This window comes from Sorangium sp. So ce1014 (assembly GCF_051521505.1).
Classification (GTDB): domain Bacteria; phylum Myxococcota_A; class Polyangia; order Polyangiales; family Polyangiaceae; genus Sorangium.
In genome coordinates this window covers 8,784,551-8,807,367 of the sequence record NZ_CP150356.1, presented here as the reverse complement: position 1 = coordinate 8,807,367, position 22,817 = coordinate 8,784,551, and the positions used below count along the sequence as shown (strand labels likewise).

Genomic DNA, 22,817 nt, shown 5'->3' with positions numbered 1-22,817 from the left:
GGCCCGCGACCTCCGCCGCCCGCTCAGGTCCAGGGCTCCTCCACGATATCGAAGCGCCCGAAGTCGTAGGGGCGGTCCGGCGCGCGCTCAGCGAGCGAGAGGCGCTCGCGGATGCCTCGTTTCCTGAGCTCCACCACCCGGTGGTAGCAGAACGGGTTGTTCCCCCGCCGCCCCAGCGTGCAGTGCGCCATCCACGAGCACCCGCCCTTGCACACCTCGGCGTAATAGCAGGTCCGGCAGAACCCCCAGAGCTCGTCGAGCGAGCGCTCCCGGGCGAAGCGCAGCGCCTCGCTGTGATCCCATATCTGCTCGAGCGATAAGTCGCGCACGTTCCCGCCCGTGTACGGCGCCGTCGGGAGCGAGGGGCAGCCCTTGATCGTCCCGTCGGACTCGATGCCGATGACGTCGACGCCCGCCTTGCACCCGCCCCAGTGCTGCACGGCGCCGCCGGGCCGCGAGCGCAGGATCACCTCGTGCGGCCCGAAGTAGCCGAGGTTGTTCCCGCAGACCACGTTGAACGGCACCTCGCCCCACGGCTCCTTCGCCGCCTCGACCTGGATCTCCGCGAGCGTGCGGAGGACTTCGACCACCATGGCCGGCTCGATGATCCACTCCGGCCTGTCCGCGGCCCGCCCCATGGGCACGGTGAGCTGCACCTGCCACGACTGGATCCCGTGGGCCCTGAGCTCGGCGCAGACCTCCCGCAGCATCAGGTGATTGAGCCGGTTGATCTGCGTGTTCCCGGTGGTCACGAGGCCCGCTTCCCGGGCCACGTCGAGCGCGTGGATGGCCGCCCGGTGACTCCCGAGGTTGCCGCGCAGCCGGTCATGGACGCTCGCCGGTCCGTCCACCGAGATGCCCACCGCCGAGAGCCCCGCCTCCTTGAGCGCCCGCGCGCGCGCCGCCGTCAGCGTCCGCCCTCCCGATTGCATGACGACGCGCAGCCCGAGATGGACCAGGAACCGGATGATCTCGTGGATATCGTGCCTGAGGTACGCCTCGCCCCCGATGAGCGCGACCTCGCGGCACCCGAGCCGGGCGAGCGCCCTGCCGACATCGAAGCACTCCTCGGTCGAGAGCTCGCTCGACCGCGCCGGCCCCGCGCGCGACCCGCAGTGGTCGCACGCCTGGTCGCATTTCATCGTGACCTCCCAGACGGCGTGAAGGGGAATGTGCCCCTCCCCGTCCTCGGGACGCCGCATCCGGATCGGGACCGGCGGACGACCGCGCGTCTCCACGGAGCTCACCTAGCTGCCGCCGCCCGCGGTGCCCGCGGCGCCGCCTGTGCCTCCGGCGCCGCCCGTGCCCGCGGCGCCACCGGTGCCGCCCGCGCCGTCTGCACCGGCGGCGGCCCCCTCACCGCCGCCGCCCAGGGATCCACCGAAGCCCCCGCCGACGCTGACCGCGGAGGTGTAGCCGGCGACGACCGAGACCGTCGTGTCGCTGGTCGTCACGATGCCGCCGGCACCCCCCAGACCGCCGCTGCCGTCGATACCGCCGCTGCTGTCGAAACCGTCGCTGCCGTCCAGGCTGCCGCCGGTGACATTCTCGGTGCAGGAGGCGGCCGCGAGGCCCATGAGCACCATCGCGGCGGGCGCGATGGGGCCGGTCCAGCCCGCCGGCAAGCGCAGGCGCGCGCCGCAGGTGAGACAGTGGGACTCCGAGGGCTTGGCGAGGTTGGCGCACGAAGGGCAAACAATAAGGCGAGACGTCATAAAGAACGATTATGAGATGTCGCGATCGGGCGTCAAGCAGCAATTTCAGCAGAGAGCGTGCACCCGAGAATGGATTCGGCGACGCCGGCGCGAGCGTCGGAATCCTGCTGGAGCAGGAGGGGCTGAGCGCGGCAGGAGGAGCTCGCAATGCCCCGGGCTCGGGGCGCCGCTCGGCCAGGCCAGGTGGATGGTCTCCTCGCAATACCCGGACTCGTCAGATGGGCGGAACTCTGTAGCGGAGCAGGGGGCAAGCGAACACGAGGCGCCGCCGGAGACGAGCGTGTGACGCGCTCTACGTGGTCGGCGAGCGGAATGCTCGCTTCGAGAAGCTCGGCATTCAGGAGCACGTCGTCGGGGCGAAGGGCAAGATGGGTCAATACGGCGTCTACAGGACCGCGTCCGGCTCGTCTCCGAGGCGTTCGAGCGTGCAGGGGTCTGCGTGGCCGCGGTGTCGGCAGGACGAGCGCGTCGCTTCGCCTCCGAGCAGGAGATCCTCGCGTCGCTGCTGGAGCAGCTCGGCGATCGCCGTCGGGCTCCCAGTACTTCTTCACGAACGCCGCGGCGGCCACGCCTCGCGCCCGGCGATATCGTACGGAATGTTCAGCGGGTTGTCGGTCCGCCCCGTCTCGGCGGCGACCTAGACGCAGCGCTCGAAGTCCTTCCCCTGCTTTGCCATGATGACTGCTGGACCCCTCCTCCTGCGTCCCGCGCCCCTCGGGGCACGGCGCGAAGCGTCGAGGATGAGCTCGTTCGTGGAGACGTTCAGCACGGAACAGCGCCTGGACGCGGGTGGGGGGACCCGGGAGGCGAGGCCGAGGGGTGGGATGTCCAGATGGGCCGGGGGATGTCCAGATGGGCCGGGGGGATGTCCAGATGAGCGGCCGGGATGTCCAGATGGGCGAGGGGGCTGTCCAGATGAGCCGGAGGGATGTCGAGATGAACTTCGAGTAGGGAACGGGTAGGAGCGCCGACGAGCAACCGGTCGAGAGATCGCTCAGCCCCGCTCCACCAGAAACAGAAGCTCCTTCGCCTTCGGATCGTCCGCCGCGAGCTCCTGCTCCCACATCCCCAGCGCCACAGGCCTCGCCCAGACGAGGCTGAGCCCCGCCTGGCCGCACATCGCCGCGACGTCCTCGCGCGTGTAGCGCCGGTCGGCCGTCCTGGCAGCGGTTCCTCGGGAGACACCTCACGCCATCTGGGCCATCGCCCCCGTCCTCTGGTATCCCCATCCTCGCGCCCCCCGGCGCGTAGGTAAAAGAAGCCGGATCGCTGCGCGAAGGACTCCCCTCGCAAGATCCATCGCCGCCGGGAGGTGGCATTCCCGGACGCGCACCGCGTCGCCGAGGAGCCAGCCTGCGCGGCAGGTGGCCCTGTGGATCACCGCGGGATGCCGCGGAGCTCCAGCGCGCCGCCCGGCGAGCGCGCCCCGAGCACCGTGATCGTCGCCGAGGCCGACGGCCCGAACAGCTCGAGGCCCGAGAGCCCGGGGACCTCGACCGCAGGCGCCGAGAGATCGGCCGGCCTCCGCCGTAAGGACGCCTCGCCGCCCACCTCAGGCCGCTCCACCCACTCGACGAGCTCGCCACGGACCGCGGGAAGCACGAACGGCGCGCTCGCGATCGCGATGCTCGCCGCCACGGCGTCGCCGCTCCCTGGCGCAACGATGTCTCCTATCCGCAGCTCGAACTGCTCGAACTTGGGCTCCGGATGAGCCGGCGCCCATTCGAGATAGGCTATCCTCTCGCCGGCGCCGAGCATCGGGAAGGCCTGTTTGCCCTCCCGGGCGCGCAGGGTGGCGCGCCTCGTACGTCGATCATAGACCACGATGTCCGCGAGATCGCGCGCGTCCTCGTCGAAGCGGCCGTCGGGATCCTCGGAGAAGTCGGCCAAGGCGACGTGCGTCGCCGAGATGTCCGGGAAGCGCTGCTGCCCCGGGCCGGACGCGATGCGGACCGCCTCCGCCTGGCCGGTCTCGTACAGGAAGACGTCCGTGTCGCCCGCCTCGTCCGCGGTCAGCCAGCCCGTCAGCACCACCGCGCCTCCCTCCACGCGCGGCTCGCCCGCATGATCGAACGGGCCGGGGATCGTACCGGTCTCGCCGCCCCGGCGCGCGCGCACCACGCGTGTTCCATTTTCCGTCGCCTCCCAGACCACGACATCGCCGGCGAGCGCAGGCCGGCGGGGCGCCTCGGCGGCGGGCGCGAGGAGGAGCTCTTCACCCGTGCCGAGATGACGCAGCTTCAGATCGCCGCTCACGTCGCCAGCCTCGGGCGCCGCGACGTAGACCAGCCAGCAGCCGTCGATCGCGTAGGGGGGAGCTCCGGGCGCCTGCGGGACGCCTGCGTGGACGTACGAGGCGGAGACCGCGACACCGTCGGCCGCAGAGGCGTCGCATGCAGCGGGTGACGGCGGCGTGGTGGGGGCGCCACCTCCGCCGTCCGGCAGGTGAGCCGGCGAGTCGTCGACGACCGCGGGCGAGCAGCCCGCGATGAACAGCGCGAGAGCGAGCCGGCCGCTCGATCCACGGCGAGAGCTCGGACCTCGAAGACGGCGACACGGGAAGATCGGAGGGACGATTCTTCCCGCCTCGCGGCCTCGATGGTGATCCTCCCTGGGCCTCGACGTGTTCAGTGCTCCGGAACCGCTGCCCTTCATAAAGAGTCCTCCGATGCTGTCTTTGCCTGCTTCTCTGTCAGCAGAGCGTTCACGAGGGATTCACTCCGCTTTCCTCTGCGACCCGGAGGGGGCGCGCATGCCGAGGCGCGTCATGCGCTTCTTCAGACCGTGGCGCGTGATGCCGAGACGCTCGGCCGCGCGGCTGATGTTCCCGCCGGTCTCCGCGAGCGCGCGCCGGATCGGCTCGCGCTCGTCGTCCTCGGCCAGCACGCGGAGCGCCTCGCCCGAGCTCCTCCGCCCCGCGGCCGGCGGCGGGACGGGACCGGCCGGCGGTCGGGCCGGGGCCGCGGGGCGCTCCGCGGCGGTGGGCGTCCGGCGCGCGCTCGCTCGCATCGCCCGCGGGAGGTGCTCGCGCTCGACGCGGCCCACGCCGAGCGCGGCCAGGCGCTGGACCACGTGCACGAGCTCCCGCACGTTGCCGGGCCACGAATAGGCATCGAGCGCCGCCAGCGCGCCCGGCGCGATCTCGATGGGGGCGCCCGTCCGAGCCAGATACCCGTTGAGCAGCAGCGGTACGTCGCCCTCCCGGTCGCGGAGCGGCGGGACGTGGATCTCGAGCGCGTTCACGCGGAAGAGCAGGTCCTGCCGGAACGCCCGCTCGGCGACCGCCTGCGCCAGATCCCGGTTCGTGGCCGCGACGATCCGCACGTCGAACGGCCGTTCGTCGTCGCTGCCCACCGGGCGATAGCGCCGTGACTCCAGCGCCCGCAGCAGCACCGCCTGCCGCGCGAGCGGCAGCTCCCCCAGCTCGTCGAGGAAGAGCGTGCCGCCCTCGGCCCGGGCGAGCAGGCCTGGACGCGCGCGCTCGGCCCCCGTGAACGAGGCCCGCGCGTGGCCGAAGAGCTCCGCCTCGAAGAGCGCGTCGGGTATGGCGCCGCAGTTGACGGCGACGAGCTCGCGCGAACGGCGCGGGCCGAGATCGTGGAGCGCGCGGGCGAAGAGCTCCTTGCCCGTGCCGGTCTCGCCCGTGAGGAGCACGGGCAGGTCGCTGTCGATGGCCGCGTCGAGGCGCGCGAGCGCCCGGCGCAGCGCGGCGCTCTGGCCCAGGATGTCGGGGAAGCTCCTCCGCAGCGGGGCCGCGGGCACGACGGTCGTCTCGGCGCGCCGGAGATCGGGCGCGGGTTCGGCGAGCGAGGCGAGGCCGGCAGGCGCCAGGCCTTCGCGGCGGGGTTCGTCCGGCGCTCCGGGGCGGGCGATGCGGCGGGGCTCGTCCGGCGCTCCGGGGCGGGCGAAGATCCGCAGGAAGAGCCCCGCGAGCGACGCCCAGCGAGCGGCCTGCGCCTCCGTGACGGCGTCGAAGCACGCCGGGCGGAACCGATGCTCGATCACGACGAGCGCGCGCAGAGCGCCGGGGAGCGCCGGACCTGGCGCGGCCGCGCCCGCCGCCAGGGCGCGCGCGCCCATCGAGGCGTGGTCCGCGCCGCCACGCAGCAGGAGCCGCGAGCCGCGGCCGCCCGGCGTCTCCACGTCGCGCTGGTAGTGGACGGACGCGGCCCGGCTCAGCGCAAGCTGCGCCAGGTCCGCCGTGATGCGCCGGGCCGCCTCGGCGATCTCCATCCCGTCGATGTCGGCGCCCCAGGCCGCGGCCACCCGTCCCTGCTCGTCGACCACGGCGAGCAGCGCGCGCTCCGCCCCCGACTGCTGCACGAGGGCGCGTGCGAGCCCGACTGCGGCCTCCGCGGCGCCCTCCGCGGCCGCGTTCGCGCCGTCGCCCGCGGCCGCCACCGACCCGAGCCATGCCCAGAGCGCGTCGTCCTCCCCGCTCGCCACCGCCGTCATGCCTCGGCCAGCATACGCGCCGCCTACCGCGGCCGGTGCGCCCTGCGCCGCCGCCGGTGCGCCCTGCGCCGGGCGGGCGCCGCCCCGCGCCGCCGCCGCGGCCGGCGCCCGCCGCACGCCCTGCCGCGCCGAGCGCAGCACGTCGAGCGCCTGCGCTTCCACCTCCGCGAGCATCGCCGCGCGGGCCCGCCGCGCGGCCCGGATCGCCCCCCGCGCCGCCCGCCGGGGCTCCGCCGGCAGCTTCGTGAGGGACACCTGCGCCTCCGCCACCAAGGCCCGCGCGTCCACCAGCGGGTCGCTCGCCCGCACGCCCGGCTCCAGCGCCGCGAGCGCCGCGAGCGCCCGCGGACCGTCGCCGTCGAGCAACGCCACGTTCGCCCGCGCGATCACCAGATCGGCCTGGATCGCCGCAGGGAGCGACGCCGCGAGCGCCCACGCCTCCTCGATGCAACGCTCCGCCGCGCGCGCGTCGCCGCGGCGCACCTCGATGTCCGCGCGCGCCGACAGGCACCAGCCGCGCCCCGCCACCTGACCCAGCGACCGCGCGAGCTGCATCGCCTCGTCGAGCGCGCGGAAGGCGTCCTCGTAACGCGACGCCTTCCCGAGCGCGATCCCCAGGTTCATCAGGCACGACCGCATCCCGGCTCGGTCCCCGAGGCTCCGCTTGACCGCGAGCGATGCCTCGAACGTCCGCACCGCGTCGTCCACCTGGCCGCGGTAGAGGGCGACGATGCCCGCGTTGTGGTGGAGCCGCGCCACCTCTTCCACATCGTCGGCGCGCTCGCCCGCCGAGGGCAGCTTCGCCAGCGCCCCCGCGAGCCACGCCTCCGCCTCGCCCCAGTCGGCGCGCATCAGCGCCACGAGCCCCAGCGTCGACAGCGCGAACGCCTCGGCCGCCCCTCCGCCGAGCCTCCGCGCCGCCGCGAGCGCCGCGAGCGCCTGCTCCTTCGCCGCCGTCGCGTCCCCATCCCGCGCGCGCTTCTCCGCCCGCCGCCGCAGCGCGAGCACGAGCACCCGCTCGTCCCGCTGCGCCGCCTCGTCGAGCCACGCCACGACCTGCGGGTGCGCCGCGCCCACGCCCGCGTCCCGCGTCAGCCGCTCGAGCCTGCACAGGAGCCCCGGGGTCCTCCGGTCCGCGTCCTCGCCGAGCGCGAGCAGCGCGTCGATCTCCTCCGACCGCAGGCCGGCCTCGCGCGCTTGCGCCGCGGCCCGCTCGTGGAGCTGCGCGCGGCAGGCTTTCGTGCACGGCGACGCCGCCGCCGAGAGGAGCGCCGACGCAGGCGCGCTGGGATCCGCGAGCAGCGCCGCGGCGACCTCCTCGGCGACCTCGGGCGTGGCGAGCGCCGCGGCGAGCTCCCTCGCCAGGGCCGGAGCGGAGAGCGTGTAGAGCGCGCCGGCCGCCTCCTCCCGCCTCGCGATCAGCGAACCCGCGAGCAGCTCGCCGAGGGCCCGCTCGCCGGAGGCGGCCGGCTGCCCGCCGCTGCGCACCGCCGCACGGCCGCCGCGCCCGAACCCGGGACGGCAGAGCGCCTCGGGCAGGGCGCCGCCCGCGATCGCGATGGCCGCGAGCGTCGCGCAGGCGTCGGCCGACAGCCCGCGCACACGCTCGATCGCCGTGTCCTCCGTGAGCGGCACGCGCCCGAGCGACGCGAAGAGCCACCCCGGGTTCTTCCCCGACGCCGCGGCGGCCTCTCGCAGGCGCGCCTCGTCGTCCACGCCGAGCGCGCGGCACAGCGCGCCGAAGCTCCTGTCGCTGAGCGGATCGAGCGCCACGCACTCCGCGCCCTCGGGCGCGCTCCGGACCGTCGCGACCACCTCGATCGCCGCGCCGCCGGGCGCCGCCGGCCGGCACCGGTACGCGTCGAGCGCGGCGCGGAGCTCGGCCGGGGCCTGGTCCAGGTCGTCCAGCAAGAGCAGGAGCGGCAGCCCATCGCCGGGCGGCGTCACGAACGGCGGCGCGCGCTCGGCGCCCCGGAAGAACGCGATGAGCCGCGGCAGGAGCGGGTCGGCCTCGCGCGGGAACGCCACGTACCGAGCGCTCCGCCCGCCGAGCAGCGCCCGCGTCACGAGCTCGCGGCCGAGGTGGCTCTTGCCGGCGCCGCTCGGTCCGGTGATGTAGCGCACGCGTCCTGAAGGCGCCTTTTGCAGCGCCTCGAGCTCGCGTTCCCGCCCGATGGGCGCGGGCGGCGCCCCGACGGCGATACCCGCCTCCGCGGCCGCGACGCCGAGCTGCCGGAGCACCTCGCGGGCCTCGGGGGGGCGGTCTCGCGGGTGCAGGGCGAGGAGCGCCTCGATCACCTCGGCCACGCTCGGCTGGACCCACGGGGCGGCGTCGCGCAGCGGGCGCCGCGCGCGCCAGGGCCCGGGCGGGTGGCTTGCGGCCGAGCACCACGCGAGCGCCCCCAGGCTGTAGAGGTCGGACGCGGGCGAAGGCGTGCCCCCGGCGAGCAGCTCGGGCGCCGCGAAGGCCGAGGTGAACGCAACGGCGCCGCCCGGCGCGCGCGCCCTCGACACCGCCGCCCCGAGGTCGAGGAGCACGGCTTCGGCGCCGCCCCCGCCGAGAGGCCGCATCCTGACGTGCGCCGGCTTGAGATCGCTGTGCACGAACCCCGCGTCGTGCAGGGCGGCGAGGGCCATCGCGACGCCGCCGAGCACGCGCGCGAGCCGCGCCGGGCGTTCGACGGCCGGAGCCCCCTGCACCCACGCCGCGGCGTCGTCGCCGGCCACGTACTCCTCGACGAGGAAGGGGACTCCCGTCCGCTCGTCCCGCCCGAGATCGTGCGCCCGCACCACGCCGGGGACGCGCAGGCGCGCGAGCAGCGCGAACTCGCCGAGCAGGGTGTCCTCGCGGAAGGCGCCCTGACGGAACACCTTCGCGACGAGCTCGCGCCCCCGCGCCTCGCGGTCGATCACGCGCCCCACGACGCCCTGCGCTCCGTGTCCGAGGATCTCGCCCGGCTCGTACCGAGCATGGGCAACGAAGGGCTCGCGCCGTGGGGCGTGCAGCATGGCGGAGAGGTTACTCGCGCGCGGCGCTCGCCGTCGCTCCGGCTGCGATGCGCGCGAGCAGGGGCTCGCCGTACGCGGGCTCGCCGAGGAGCGCGAGCGCGCGGCGGAGGCGCGGCTCGGCGAAGCGCTCGAGGTCGTCGAAGTGGCGCTCGGCCTCGCCGGCGGTGGACGGGTCTGCGAGCCGCCGCGCCGCGCCGACGTCGGCCGCCTCGGTCTCGGGGGAGAGCACCTCGACGCGGAGCATCATCACGCGCACGACGGCGTCGGGCGTGGGCTGGACGAGGAGCGGGATCGAGGCGTCGGTCCACGCCTGCGGGGCGAGGTAGAGCACCCGCACGCCCGGCGTCCGGAACCACTGGCGCTTCCAGGTGTTCACCATGGCGACGGCCTCGTCATGGTACAGGCCGGTCGCGTCGAGGGCGTCGATCACGCTCGCGCCGAGCGCCTCGACGAACTCGTCGAGGGGTGGAGCTCCCTCGAGCGAGGGGGCATGCTCGACGAGCGTGCCACCGCTGGCGATCCCCTCGGGATGCGCGACGAACGCGCCCGCCGAGGCGCCAACATGGAGGACGAAGGCGGTGCCGATCGCCTCGCCGAGGGTGTTCTCGGCGGAGATCGCCCCGTCGACACCGGCCGTCACGCGGACGGGCAGGTCGAAGTTGCCGAGCCCTCGATAGAACAGGAAGCGCTCGTGCTGGGGCGCCTCCGTCGCGCCGGGCACGCCTGCGATGCGGAGCGGGTTGGCGCCGACCTGGCGCGCGTGGGCCCACGTGAACCGATCGAGCGGCGCCTCGGGCAGGGGGATGTCGCTGTCGCGCTCGAGGATGTCTAACGCACCCCACTCGAGATAGCCGTTCGCGTTCGGGCTGTACATCTCTGAGCACATCGGCGAGCCAAAGGGGAACTCGGGGTCGAACGCCGGGTCCTCGTACGTCGTCACGCCGGCAACGGTGTTGGGCGCGAAGATGGGCGGGTAAAACTCGCGGACGGCGGGGTACCACTGCGTGAAGATCCCTTTGCGGAACGCGACCTGGACGAACGCGGTGAGCGGCTCCTCGGCGTAGAAGTAGGTGACCGGCGTCTCCATTTTCACGTTGACGCTCGTCGACGTCGCGCCATCGAGCGAGCCGGCTTCGAGCCGGTCATAGACGAAGGCGGGGAGGTCCTCCTCTTCGTGGTGCAGCCCCGGTTGAAGCGAGCCGTCGGAGCCGACGACCACGGTGTCGGTGCCCCATTCGTGGACGATGAAGCCCTTGCCAGGGTACGCGAGATCGGGCGCCGAGTTCACGCCGGGCGCCGGCTGCTGGTCGGGGACCTGGCCAGGGTGAGGCGCCGGGTCGGGCGGCGCGCCGTCGTTCGAGCTACCGCTGTCGGTCGTTCCGGCGCACGCGACGATCAGGGTGGAGAGGAAGAAGGGGAGCGTGAGGTGGCGGGACGTCGATGCGGTTACCATGGGAAAGCCTCCTGCCCGGTCCTGAAGCAGCTCTCGGGCCATCGCGCCAAGTCATTGAATTTCAATGGATTGTGAGCGTCGCGACGAGGCCGTTACCAGGGGATGTGGTAACTGGAACGGCGGGGTGACCAGGAGCTGGTAACCCGACCTGACGACGACCGGCAGCGATTCGCGATCTCCGGCGGACACCTCGGCATAACGGCCGCGGATGGTCATCACGGCCACCGCCACCCCGGCCGACAGCACCGCTGGGCGCGTAGGTAAAAGAAGCCGGATCGCTGCGCGAAGAAGTGTGGCGCGGCGAATCGAAGTGGCGGGACCGCGAGCGTCGCGACGCGTCGTTCATGGGTCGAAAGAGTGGGTCGAGCGTGGCGCAGAGCGTGCAAAGGGGCGCATCGGCGTGCCGCGGGCACACATCGCCCTCCGGGCGTTGGTCTGGCCCGGGATGTTCTTGCGGCGACGCGGCGTCCCCGAGCGCATTGCGGCGCAGGGCGGTGCTCTTCAACGCTCGGGGCTCCGGGTCGCCTGCGGCGCCCTGCGCCCCGAACCCCCAGTAGGGCGGCCCTCGGTTGGGTGAGCGGTCTGGAACGTCGGTCGGCTCACCGAGCGCGGTGAGGAAGCGGGCGATGTTGCTCGGCTCTGTCGATCGGCGGCTCGGTCGAGTCAGGGGGAGGCAGCCGGCAGCCCTCCTGGCAACGGAAACGGTCTGGAGGAGGCAGCCGGCAGCCCTCCTGGCAACGGAAACGGTCTGGAGGAGGCAGCCGGCAGCCCTCCTGGCAACGGAAACGGTCTGGGGGAGGCAGCCGGCAGCCCTCCTGGCAACGGAAACGGTCTGGGGGAGGCAGCCGGCAGCCCTCCTGGCAACGGAAACGGTCTGGGGGAGGCTGCTGGGCAGCCCTGCCGGCAACGGCAACGGTCGGCCGCGAACCGCCACACGCGGATGGCATGGTGCGTGCTGACACCAACAGCTACCAGGCGCCGTAACGAGAGCAGCACACCCCTGCGTGCCGGTCAGGACCCCAGCTGCGCCTGGCCCAGCCGCTCGTGCTCCGCAAAGGCCGGGCTCGCCACCGGCACGTCAACCCGCCGCGCGACCGGCTGAACGACGGGACTCGGAAAGGCCCCCTCCTGCGCCTCCGACGGAGCGCAGTTGAAGACGAGCCGCATCGGCAATGGGGCGGTCATCGCTCCCATCTCCCTTCGCTGCGCGCGTGACGCCACCCCGCCGCGCGCCGGGCACATGACACCTCATCGCCGCCCGCCTCCGCGGCGAGCGCTTCCCGCTCCCAGGGATCGGCTGCCCAGGCGAACGCACCGGCGGAGAGCAGGCAGACTCCCCCGCTTGCGGTGCCGTTCGCGAGGCAGGATCGAGCTAGTCGCCGTCCGCGCACGCCGGGTGGGGGCAGCGGCCTTCCAGGATGTCGCGGCACACCTTGTCGCGCGCCTTCTTGTCGACCGCGCCGAGCGCTGCGTAGATCTGCTGCGTGCTGCACCCGAGCGAGCCCTCGGCCGTGAGCGAGCCGCACGCGTCGAACACCTGCGGCGCCGGCAAGATCGCGCAGAGGGCCTCGCAGGCCACGATGTCCGCGAGCTCGCGCGGGCACATGGCCCCGTAGAGCGTGCACATCGCCTCGCACCGCCCGACGCACCCGGCGCCACCCGCCGGGCCGAGCGGCCCGGCCGAGGTGCAGCCGGCGGGATCGCCGCTCTCCACCGCGCGGCACCCGGCATAGCCCGCGGGCGACGGCATCGCCTCGCAGACAGCGCAGCACGCCTCGACCGACGGATACTGCGGCGTGAGCTCGCAGAGATCCATCGACCGGGCGCAGTGCGCCGAGCACGCGGCGATCTCGCACGGGCCCGTCTCCTGCGTTGGCGGAGCCCAGCGCTCCTGGCCTCCATCGCCGGCGTCGCCCGCGTCCCTCGCGGCGGCGTCGCCGTCGACACCGGTGCGCTCGGCCGAGGGACCGCCGCCCTCGCCGTCCGCGCCGGGCAGCGGGGCGACGACCTGACACCCGGAGACCCACGCGGCGAACGCGCAGGCGGCAGCGCGGCGCGCCCTCACAGCGTCCCTCGTACGCCGATGTAGCCCGGACCGACCGCCCAGGTGACGCTCGACGCCGGCGTCTTCGAGCGCTCCAGCCCGAGGGCGAGCCCCCCGACGGCCGCGCCGGCGAGGGCGAGGCCGAACCCCACGTTCGAGACCCACCCCACCGCGTTCGCGCTGCCTCGCGCGTCGTCGGAGCAGCCCGAGGCGCGCTGCCGGCACGCCTCCTCGAGGTCGCTCCTCGCGCTCAGGTAGGCCGCGCCCGCGCCGAGCCCCATGGCCAGCCCGGCGCCCGAGGCGACGAACCCGCCGATGGCCCACGCCGAGGCGCCGCCCGAGCGAGCCTCCGGGGTGAGGGCGACGTCGAGCGTCGTGACCTCCCGCTCCGGGACATAGACCCGCTGCCGGGCGCCCACATAGCCGTCGGCCTCGACCTCGACCCAGTGGTTGCCCGGATCGATCAGGGACCCCTCGGCGGAGGTCTTCACCTCCTGGCCGTCGACCTTGAGCCGGGCGCCGGCGGGGCTCGGCGTGAGCCTCACCTTCAGCCGGGGGATGCGGTCGTCGAGCTCGCTGCGCAGGGCGTCGGCGCGGCGCCGCGCCTGCGTGAACGGCCAGGGCTCTCCGGGGGGCGCGCGCGACGCGGTGATCGTCGACGCGAGCTCGCGCGCCTCGCTGAGCCGCCCGATCGCGGCGAGCGTCTTCGCCACCTCGATCGAGGTCGTGGGCACGCAGACGAGCCTCTCGGCGCGCTGGTAGGTGCGGAGCGCCTCCGCGTACTTCTTCTGGGCGAAGAGCTCGTCACCCATGTACACGAGCTCCCGGGCCTCGATCCGCGCCTTCTCGTCCGCCTCGCCGCCGGCGGCGGCGACCGCGTCCTCGCCGGCGAGCGCCGGTGAAGCCGCGACGATCAGGCCGGCGATCATCATCAGGGTCCTGGGCCCGGAGTGCATGCATTCCCCCGTCAGAATCCGAGATCGCGGCGCGGGCGCGTCCGCGTGGCCACCTGCTTGACGGGCGCCACGCGCGCCGCCTGCGCGGCGCCCGGCGCCGTGGGGGCGGGCGGCGCCGCGGCCTGCACCACGGCGGCAGGCTGCACGTCGGGCTGCGGCGCGCCGGCTGTGGCCTGCGGCGCCGTGGCCGGGGGCGGCGCGCCGGCTGCGGCCTGCGGCGCGCTCGTCGCGCACTCGGCCGCGGGCTCGGCGGCGAGGGCGGGGGGCGCCGACGGCCCGGCCCCGATCATGGCGAGCGACGCGGCCTGCGCCGTCGGCGCCGTCGTCCGGGTGACGCCGGCCCAGGCGAGGGTGCTGATCCCCATCACGGCGGCCGCCGCCACGGCCCAGGTGCGCGCCCGCGTCCGCTGCTGCGGCGAGGTGGCGCCGAGGGTGCCGAAGGGCATCAGCGTGGTGACGAGGGACGAGAAGCCTTCGCTCGACGTGAGGGTGTCGCGCGGGGGCATGAGCTCGGTCGGGCCGGGGGAGGGCCGCGCGTCGCGCGGGGCGGCGACGGCGGCGTCCAGCGCATCGAGGACGGCGCGGGCGCTCTGGGCGCGGCGCGCCGGGTCCGGCTCGAGCAGCGAGAGGACCCAGGCGTCGATCGCGGGCGGCAGGCCCGGCGCGAAGCGGGACGGCGGCGGGGGCGAACCGCGGTCGATCGCGACCGCCACCGCCGCGATGGTGGCCCCGCCGAAGGGGATCTGCCCGGTCAGGCAGAAGTAGGCCACGACGCCGAGGGCCCAGAGATCGCTGTGCGGCCCGACCCGCGCTCCGCCCGCCATCTGCTCCGGCGACATGAAGTGCGGCGTCCCCAGGATGGCGCCCGTGAGCGTGAGCCGCTCGGCCTCCTCGACGGTGTTCTTGGCGATGCCGAAGTCGAGCACCTTCACGAACGGCTCGCGCTCGCCCTCCACGAGGAAGATGTTCTCGGGCTTGATGTCGCGGTGAACGATGCCCGACTCGTGCGCCTTGGCCAGCGCAGCGCAGGTCTGGCGCAGGATGGAGACCGCCTCGTCGAGCGAGAGCCGCTGGCGCCGCTCGACGAGGTCCTGGAGCGTCTCGCCTTCGAGGTGCTCCATCAAGATGTACGGGACCCCCTGGTCGGTGAGCCCGAGGTCGAACACCCGCACCACATGCGGGCTCTGGATCCGGGCGGCGGCCTCCGCCTCGCGCCGGAGGCGGACGACGGCGAGCGGGTGATCGACGTAGATGTCGCGGAGGAACTTCACGGCGACCTGCGTCCTGAGCGCGGCGTGCTCGGCGAGCCAGACGCTCCCCATGCCGCCTTGACCGAGCGCGCGGAGGAGCCGGAGCTGCGAGCTCACCTGCATCCCGGGCAGCGGCCCGCGTTCCGAGCTCGACGGCGCGCTGTGGCGGATTGCCTCGGATGGGGCGATCAGGCACGGCGATGGCTGTGTGGGCTCACCCATTCCTACCGTGTTGCTCATGCGGGAGCCGGCTTGCATGCGGCGAGCCAGCGTCTCGCTTGAGGGGTTACGGGGGCATGAGCTGGCGTCGGCGTGGCGCACCGTGGCGTGGGGCCGCGCTGCGCAGAGCCCTCGTGACAGTTCGCTACACCAAGGGGGGCCGCGGAGGGCACCACGCCCCGTCGAAGGTGGCGCACCACAGCGCGCGTGAGTCCTTGAAACCCTGATGAAATCAATCGATCTCGCGGTCGCACACCCTCGTCGACTCACCCTCTCGAAGCTGATCGAACTCCGCACGATGCGCGTGTCGTCCGGGCAAAAAGCGCACGGAGCGCACGGAGCGCACGGAGCGCACGGAGCGCACGGAGGCGGAGTACGGCGCGCGGTTCGACAAGGCCGGCCCCAAGACGTCAAGACGTCTCGCCCGAGGGAATTTCGTGGCAGAAGCAAACTTGCGCCACCACGAAAATACGAGAAAAATAGTGATCTGCGGCCCATGGCAGGGCATTCTATGTCTGGGCGATGGCCGGTGTAAGCGCCCCCCGGATGAGGTGAGTGCTATGAACACGTGGGCGAGACGGTTCATCGTTCCTGCGCTGCTCACGACGAGTTGTGCAGCCATGTCCGGTTGCACCGCAATGATCGGCGGCGGAGACGACGTAGAGGGAAGCAGCGGGCCTGGCAGCGGGCCCGGCGGCGGGCCCGGCAGCGGGCCTGGCAGCGGGCCCGGCAGCGGAGCCGGCACCGGCGGGAGCGGATCGACGGGTGGCAACCCCGACGTCGAGCCGACGGTGTGCGTGCCGGGGGTCCCGCGAACGTCGGCGCTGCCGCGTCTGACGAGGGGGCAGTACGACAACACGATTCGCGATCTGGTCGGCATCGACAGCCAGCCGTCGTCGATGCTCGCGCCGGACGGCGTCGGGAGCGTCGATCAGCGCGCGTGGGATGGGTACAAAACCGCCGCAGCGACGGTGGCGGCGGCGGTCATGGCAGACCCCAGCGCGCGAGCCAGGACCATCCCCTGCACCCCGGACGCCGACGGCACCGCGTGCGCGCACCAGCTCATCGATACGCTGGGACGGCGCGCCTTCCGGCGCCCGCTCACCGACGAGGAGAGAGGGCTCTTCCAGGCCCTCTACGCCCGCCGCCAGGCGCTCACGCCGACCGGCTCGTTCGCCGACGGCGCCCAGCTGATCATCGAGGCGTTCTTGCTCTCGCCCTCCTTCCTGACGCGAGCCGAGATCAGCGAGAAGGCCGAGGGCGAGTACTTCGCGCTGAACAGCCACGAGGTGGCGTCGCGCCTCTCGTACCTGCTCTGGGGGAGCATGCCGGACGACGCGCTGTTCGCCGCAGCCGACGAGGACGCGCTGCTCACGCCGGAGCAGATCCTCGCGCAGGCGCAGCGAATGCTGGCGGATCCCAGGAGCCGCGCGATGGTCAAAGGCTTCCATGAGCACTACCTCCACATGGGGCCCGGCACGCGCTGGTCGGACATCCAGCGTGATCCGGCCGCCTTCCCGGACTTCGATGCTTCGATGGTCCCCCTTCTGTCGGAGGAGACCGAGCGCTTCGTCGAGCACGTGGTCTTCGACCAGGCCGGCACGTTCCAGGAGCTCGTCACCACGCCGGTGGGCTTCGTCAACGCCTCCCTGGCGCCGCTCTATGACCTGGATCCTGCGCAGTTCAACGGCGCGGAGCTCGTCCCGGTCGATCTCGACCCGGCGCAGCGTTCCGGCCTCTTCACTCGCCTGGGCTTCCTCGTGTCGCACTCGGGGTACGACCGGACGTCGCCCATCTTGCGCGGCGCGTTCTTGCAGAAAGAGATCCTCTGCGCGAACATCCTACCGCCACCACCGATGGTGGAAGGCACGCCGCTGCCCACGGATGACAACCTCACGACAAACCGCGCTCGCGTCGACGCACAGACGGCGGGAGACACCTGCAGGTTCTGCCATCACCCGTACATCAACCCGACGGGCTTCGCGCTCGAGGCGTACGACGCCGTGGGCGCCTACCAGCAGACGGAGTCGTTCTCCGGCGCGCCCATCGACACACGGGTGAGCGTCGACATGGGCGAAAACGTGGTGGAGCTCGATGGCCCCGTGGCGCTCTCCGAGGCCATCGCGAGCTCCCCGGAGGCGCACAGGTGCTACGTGCGGAAGTGGGTCTCGTTCGCCTACCAGCGCGAGCTCAACAACGAAGACTCCTGCACCGTGGACGAGCTGACCGCCAAGCTCACCCAGGGCGGCTACACCGTGCTCGACCTGATCGCAGACCTCACGCAAAGTCAGTCGTTCCGATATCGTGCACTGCAGACGGAGGTGGCGCCGTGAACCGAAGATTATTCCTGCGCGGAATTGGTGGCGCAGCGCTCGCGGTTCCCTTCTTGAATTCGCTCGTCCGCTCCGCGCGAGCGCAGGAAGCCCCGTCGCCGCGGCGCCTGGTGATCTTCTACACAAACAACGGTTGCCTGACGAACCGCTGGTTCCCGACGATCGAGAACGGGGCGGGAAGCGTCACCGCGGCGTCCCTGGAGACGGTGCAGGCGGATGGGAAGCCTCGAACCCTCGCCCCGCTCGCTCCCTACGCGGCGAAGCTGCTCTTCCCGCGCGGGCTCGCGATGCCCCTGAGCGGCTTCAACAACAAGGTGGACGGCGCGGTGCATTTCGATCCCCACGATCAGGGCATGGGCAGCAAGCTGACCTGCGCGCCCCTCGATCCTGCCGGGGAGCACTGGGCGCTGTCGCACTCGCTCGACCACGAGATCGCGCGCCGCTTCAACCAGGGCACCAACAAGATCCCGCTCGTGCTCTCCGTCGGCAATGCCTTCACGAACGTCAAGGGCATCGTGTCGTACTCGGCGTCGAATACGCCGTTCGCCCCCGTGACCAACGCGCGCACGGTGTACAGCAGCCTGACCGGGCTCTTCGCGAGCGGCTCCGAGACCGAGGCGGATCATCGCGTGGCCCGCGGCGAGAGCATCATCGATCTCGTGACCCATGATCTGGACGCCCTCAAGGCCCGGAAAATGAGCGGCGCCGATCGGAGGAAGGTCGATGACTGGCTCGCCCTGCTCCGCGAGACGGAGCAGCGGGTCCTCCCCTCGGCTTGCACCGCGGAGGCTGCAGCCGCGCTCGGCGTCACGGACGCTGCCCTCACGGCGGCGGGCTACCCCGCCCGCGGCGGCGGCTTCGGTAACAGCGAGGCGGTGTACACCCTGGGCAGCGAGATGATGATCCGCCTCATCGCCCTCACGATGATGTGCGACAATAACCGATCGATCGTGCTCCAGTGGCCGGGCTTCGTGACGTTCAAGTGGGACGGCATCAGCCACACCCACGATCATCACGGGCTCTCGCACCGGAACGGGAGCGCCGCCACCGGCGGCCAGTGCGTGAGCGGCGTCCTCGAGCAGATCCACGAGATCGACCGCTGGTACGCGGGCCGCTACGCCAAGCTGGTCAAGACCATCGACAGCATCGAGGAGGGGGGCGGCACCCTGCTCGACAACTCCGCGGTCATGTGGCTGCCGGAGCTCGCCGATGGCAACGCGCACAACACAAACAACTTGCCCATCGTGATCGCCGGCGGCGCCGGCGGTTACCTCAAGCAGGGCGTCGCGGTGAACCTCGCGGGCGGGAACCTCGCGGTGGGCAACAGCGAAGCCAGCTGCGCGGGCGGCGGGGAGGCCGAGAACAACAGCGGCAACACCGGCTCATCGGGCGGAACCGTCCCGTTGAACAAGCTCTATACGACCTTGATCAACGCGCTCGGCGCCGGGACACCCGACTGGATTCCGGTCGATCGCTTCGGCGTGTCGGATGCGGTCTCGGTCGGCTTCGGTGGCACCGCTCCGTCGTTCACCACGGATGGCGCAGGCAACGTCACCGACGGGCCAGGTATCAGCAACCCGGGTGAGCTCGACGCCATCAAGGCGTGACGGGCTGCTTCAGGTCCTCGGGGGGGGACCACCGCGCTGCGCGGCATGTACCCGATGCGGAGGCCCGTTGCTCCAGGGATCCGAGCGCCGCGGAGCGCCGGGGCCGGAGGAAGGGCTTGTGCGGCGCGCCGGAAACCAGCAGTCTAGGCGCCGCGATGCAGCCTCTCTCTCTCTGCTTCCTGGCGGGCGTCGGCCTCCTCGCCGCGGCGTGCGATGCCCCTCCCGCGGAGGCGCCCAGGCCGGTCCAACTCCCGCCCGTGCCCGCGGGCGAGCTCCGCAGTCCGGAGGCGTTCGCGTCGATCCGGGACGACGGCGCGCGCGCGGCCACGATCTTCCTCGAGGCGAGCAAGGTGCTGCTCCATCCGCGCTGCGTGAACTGCCATCCGCACGATGGCGTCCCGCGCCAGGGCGACGTCGGCGAGCGCCACAGCCCGCCGGTCGAGCGCGGTCCGGCCGATCGCGGGTTCGCGGCGATGGAGTGCACGTCGTGCCACCAGGCGCAGAACCTCGATTTCGCCCGCGTGCCCGGGGCGCCGGGCTGGCACCTCGCGCCGGCCGAGATGGCGTGGCTCGGCCGCTCGCCGGCGGCGATCTGCGCGCAGATCAAGGATCCGGCGCGCAACGGCAAGAAGACGCTCGCGCAGATCGTCGAGCACTCCGCGCACGACGAGCTCGTCGCGTGGGGCTGGGCGCCCGGGCATGGCCGCACGAAGGCGCCCGGCTCGCAGGCGGCCTTCGGCGCGCTCATCGACGCGTGGGTGAAGGCGGGCGCCGCGTGCCCGCCCGAGGAGTCCCGACCATGATCATCCTGAAGGTGAACGGCGCCGAGCAGAAGCTCGACGTGGATCCGGAGACGCCGCTGCTCTGGGTGCTGCGCGACGTGCTCGGCCTCACGGGGACCAAGTACGGCTGCGGCCAGGCGCTCTGCGGGGCGTGCGTCGTGCACCTCGACGGCGAGACCGTGCGCGCGTGCGTGACGCCGGTGAAGCGCGCGGCGGGCGGCTCGGTGACGACCATCGAGGGGCTCAGCCCGGCCGGCGATCACCCGCTGCAGCGCGCGTGGGTGGAGCTCGGCGTCCCGCAGTGCGGCTTCTGCCAGGCGGGGCAGATCATGAGCGCGGCCGCGCTCCTGCGGAAGAACCCGCGGCCGTCGAACGACGATATCGACAAGTCGCTCGCCGGCAACATCTGCCGGTGCGGCACGTACACGCGCATCCGCGCCGCGGTCCGCAAGGCCGCCGGCCTCCCCACGGAGTGAAGATGGAACAGCAACGCGTCGTCCTCCTCCGCCGCTCCTTCCTCGCGGGGCTCGGGCTCGCGGCGGGCGGGCTCGCGCTCGGGCTCGCCGCGGGCGACGCCGAGGCCGCGCCGCCCGCGCCGCTCGGGCCCACCGCGCTGCCGGCGCAGCCGGGGCTCCGGACCGGGGTGTTCCTCCACATCGCGACCGACGGCACGGTGTCGGTCGTCTGCCACCGGTCGGAGATGGGGCAGGGGATCCGCAGCTCGCTGCCGGTCCTCGTCGCCGACGAGCTCGGCGCCGACATGGCGCGGGTGAAGATCGTGCAGGGCGACGGCGACAAGGCCTACGGCGATCAGAACACCGACGGCTCGCGCAGCGTGCGCGACGGCTACGAGCCGATGCGCCGCGTGGGCGCGACGGCGCGCGCGATGCTCGTCGCTGTCGCGGCGAAGAAGTGGCGCGTGCCCGCCGCGGAGTGCGTGGCCGAGCAGCACGCGGTCCACCACGCGAAGTCGAAGCGCTCGCTCGACTTCCGCGAGCTCGTGGCCGACGCGGCGAAGCTCCCGGTCCCCGACGCGAAGACCGTCGCGCTCCGCCCCGTCTCGGAGCTGAAGCGCGTCGGCGGCCTGCTCCCGCTGCTCGACGGCCCGGCCATCGTGACGGGTGCGGCGCAGTTCGGCGCGGACGTGCGCCTGCCGGGCATGCTCACGGCGGTGATCGCGCGCCCGCCGGTCGTGGGGGGCAAGGTCGTGCGGTACGACGGCGCGCGCGCGCTGGCCGTCGCGGGCGTGAAGAAGCTCGTGGAGCTGCCGGGTCCGCAGGGCGGCGCGGTCGGGTTTCAGCCGCTCGGCGGCGTCGCGGTCGTGGCGGACACGACGTGGGCTGCGATGCGCGGCCGGGCGGCGCTGCAGATCGAGTGGGATCACGGCGCGAACGCGGCGTACGACTCGGCGACCTACCGCGAGGCGCTCTCGGGCGCGGCGCGCGCGCCGGGCAAGGTCGTGCGGAAGGTCGGCGACGTGGACGGGGCGCTCGCGAAGGCGGCGCGCACGCTCGAGGCCGAGTACTACGTGCCGCACCTGGCGCACGCCGCCATGGAGCCGCCCTCGGCGGTGGCGCGGGTCGACGCGAACGGCTGCGAGGTGTGGGCGCCGACGCAGAACCCCCAGGCGGCGCGCACCGAGGTGGCGCGGGCGCTCGGGGTCGACGAGGCCAAGGTCACCGTGCACGTGACGTTCCTCGGCGGCGGGTTCGGGCGGAAGTCCAAGCCGGACTATGTGGCCGAGGCGGCGCTGCTCGCGCGCGCCATGGGGACGCCGGTGCGGGTGCAGTGGACCCGCGAGGACGACGTGCAGAGCGGCTATTTCCACAGCGTGAGCGCGCAGTACCTCAAGGCGGGGCTCGACGCGGACGGCAAGGTGAGCGCCTGGCTGCACCGGACGGCGTTTCCGCCGATCCCGTCGACGTTCGACGGGAGGGTGAAGACCCCGAGCGACAACGAGCTCGGCCTCGGCGTGCTCGACCTCGCGCTCGCGGCCCCGAACGTCCGCGCCGAGGCCTGCGACGCGCCGGCGCACGTCCGGATCGGGTGGCTCCGGTCGGTGTGCAACATCTTCCACGCGTTCGCGGTGCAGAGCTTCATCGACGAGATCGCGCACGCGCGGCAGGCCGATCCGCGCGAGGTGCTGCTCGAGGTGCTCGGCCCTGCGCGCCACGCGACGCCGGCCGAGCTGGGTGTCCAGAAGGTCCCGAACTACGGGGCGCCGATCGAGCAGCACCCGGTCGACGTGGGCCGCCTGCGGCACGTGATCGAGCGGGTGACGGAGATCTCGGGGTGGAGCGCCGCGCGCAAGGCGGGCCGCGCGGTGGGCCTCGCCGCGCACCGGAGCTTCCTCACGTACGTGGCGGTCGTCGCCGCGGTGTCGAAGGACGCGCTCGGCAAGGTGCAGGTCGACGAGGTGTGGCTCGTCGCCGACGCGGGCACGGTCATCAACCTGGACCGCGCGCGCTCGCAGATGGAAGGCGCGGTGGTCTTCGGGATGAGCATCGCGCTCCACGGCGCCATCACGGTGAAGGGCGGCGCGGTCGAGCAGACGAACTTCCGCGACTACCCGGTGGTGCGGACCACGGAGGTGCCGCAGCGCATCCACGTGGAGATCGTGAAGAGCGACGCGCCGCCCGGGGGCGTCGGGGAGCCCGGGGTGCCGCCTGTGGCGCCGGCGATCGCGAACGCTGTGTTCGCCCTGACGAAGACGCGCGCGCGCGAGCTCCCGCTGCGGCGCCTGGGGCTGTGAGGGGGGGCGGGGGGATCGAGCCGGAGGGGGTCGAGGGAGGGCCGGGTGAATTCCCAGCAATCTGGTCCTCCCAGGCGGGCAACATCAGGGCGCTCGAGGAGCGCGGTGCGGACGTTCACGTGACCTGTCGATGACGCGGCCCTCGCCAGCCCACGCGACGGCGACCGCGCGACGGCGCGCTCCTGTTCAACCCGAGCATGACCTCCATCGCGCGCAGGAGAGGATCGACGATGCCGGGGGCG

General features: G+C 73.2%; 16 protein-coding genes. 5 read left to right on the top strand and 11 right to left on the bottom strand.

Annotated features, from left to right (window positions below; translation table 11 throughout):
• Positions 1-23: 23 nt before the first annotated feature.
• From WME75_RS33355 to WME75_RS33305, 11 genes are all read right to left on the bottom strand, one after another.
• Positions 24-1,238 (bottom strand): radical SAM protein, encoded by a 1,215-nt coding sequence (locus WME75_RS33355; protein ID WP_437479322.1) that lies wholly within the window; start codon positions 1,236-1,238, stop codon positions 24-26.
• A 9-nt stretch (positions 1,239-1,247) separates the two neighbouring features.
• Positions 1,248-1,715, bottom strand: a complete 468-nt coding sequence (locus WME75_RS33350; protein ID WP_437479321.1) for a hypothetical protein — start codon at positions 1,713-1,715, stop codon at positions 1,248-1,250.
• A 994-nt stretch (positions 1,716-2,709) separates the two neighbouring features.
• Positions 2,710-2,835, bottom strand: coding sequence for a hypothetical protein (locus tag WME75_RS33345; protein ID WP_437479319.1), 126 nt, complete (start codon positions 2,833-2,835; stop codon positions 2,710-2,712).
• A 257-nt stretch (positions 2,836-3,092) separates the two neighbouring features.
• Positions 3,093-3,971 (bottom strand): hypothetical protein, encoded by an 879-nt coding sequence (locus WME75_RS33340; RefSeq protein WP_437479318.1) that lies wholly within the window; start codon positions 3,969-3,971, stop codon positions 3,093-3,095.
• 459 nt (positions 3,972-4,430) lie between these two features.
• Positions 4,431-9,179: a sigma 54-interacting transcriptional regulator gene (locus WME75_RS33335; protein ID WP_437479316.1), complete on the bottom strand. Its 4,749-nt coding sequence runs from the start codon at positions 9,177-9,179 to the stop codon at positions 4,431-4,433.
• A 10-nt stretch (positions 9,180-9,189) separates the two neighbouring features.
• A complete protein-coding gene (locus WME75_RS33330) occupies positions 9,190-10,632 on the bottom strand; it encodes a hypothetical protein (RefSeq protein WP_437479314.1) in 1,443 nt (480 codons plus the stop codon).
• Positions 10,633-10,683: 51 nt separating this feature from the next.
• A complete protein-coding gene (locus tag WME75_RS33325; RefSeq protein WP_437479312.1) occupies positions 10,684-10,878 on the bottom strand; it encodes a hypothetical protein in 195 nt (64 codons plus the stop codon).
• A gap of 765 nt (positions 10,879-11,643) precedes the next feature.
• Entirely contained in the window at positions 11,644-11,817 is a 174-nt protein-coding gene (locus tag WME75_RS33320; protein ID WP_437479310.1) for a hypothetical protein, read from the bottom strand.
• A gap of 187 nt (positions 11,818-12,004) precedes the next feature.
• Positions 12,005-12,697 carry a hypothetical protein gene (locus tag WME75_RS33315; protein ID WP_437479308.1) on the bottom strand — a complete coding sequence of 231 codons (693 nt, stop codon included), beginning with the start codon at positions 12,695-12,697 and terminating at the stop codon, positions 12,005-12,007.
• Complete coding sequence (locus tag WME75_RS33310) at positions 12,694-13,632, bottom strand: PEGA domain-containing protein (protein WP_437479306.1); 939 nt, start codon at positions 13,630-13,632, stop codon at positions 12,694-12,696. The genes WME75_RS33315 and WME75_RS33310 overlap by 4 nt, the downstream gene beginning before the upstream one ends.
• Positions 13,633-13,643: 11 nt before the next feature.
• The gene (locus tag WME75_RS33305) at positions 13,644-15,005 is read right to left on the bottom strand and encodes a serine/threonine-protein kinase (protein ID WP_437479304.1); all 1,362 of its coding nucleotides are present in this window, start codon (positions 15,003-15,005) and stop codon (positions 13,644-13,646) included.
• Positions 15,006-15,721: 716 nt separating this feature from the next.
• Between WME75_RS33305 and WME75_RS33300 the strand changes: the two genes are divergently transcribed.
• From WME75_RS33300 to WME75_RS33280, 5 genes are all read left to right on the top strand, one after another.
• Positions 15,722-17,434: a DUF1592 domain-containing protein gene (locus WME75_RS33300; protein WP_437479302.1), complete on the top strand. Its 1,713-nt coding sequence runs from the start codon at positions 15,722-15,724 to the stop codon at positions 17,432-17,434.
• Positions 17,431-19,041: a DUF1552 domain-containing protein gene (locus WME75_RS33295; RefSeq protein WP_437479300.1), complete on the top strand. Its 1,611-nt coding sequence runs from the start codon at positions 17,431-17,433 to the stop codon at positions 19,039-19,041. The genes WME75_RS33300 and WME75_RS33295 overlap by 4 nt, the downstream gene beginning before the upstream one ends.
• A gap of 155 nt (positions 19,042-19,196) precedes the next feature.
• Positions 19,197-19,844 (top strand): Isoquinoline 1-oxidoreductase subunit, encoded by a 648-nt coding sequence (locus tag WME75_RS33290; protein WP_437479299.1) that lies wholly within the window; start codon positions 19,197-19,199, stop codon positions 19,842-19,844.
• Positions 19,841-20,299, top strand: a complete 459-nt coding sequence (locus WME75_RS33285; RefSeq protein WP_437479297.1) for a (2Fe-2S)-binding protein — start codon at positions 19,841-19,843, stop codon at positions 20,297-20,299. The genes WME75_RS33290 and WME75_RS33285 overlap by 4 nt, the downstream gene beginning before the upstream one ends.
• A 2-nt stretch (positions 20,300-20,301) precedes the next feature.
• On the top strand, positions 20,302-22,575 hold the full coding sequence (locus tag WME75_RS33280; RefSeq protein ID WP_437479296.1) for a molybdopterin cofactor-binding domain-containing protein: 2,274 nt from the start codon (positions 20,302-20,304) through the stop codon (positions 22,573-22,575).
• Positions 22,576-22,817 lie beyond the last annotated feature (242 nt).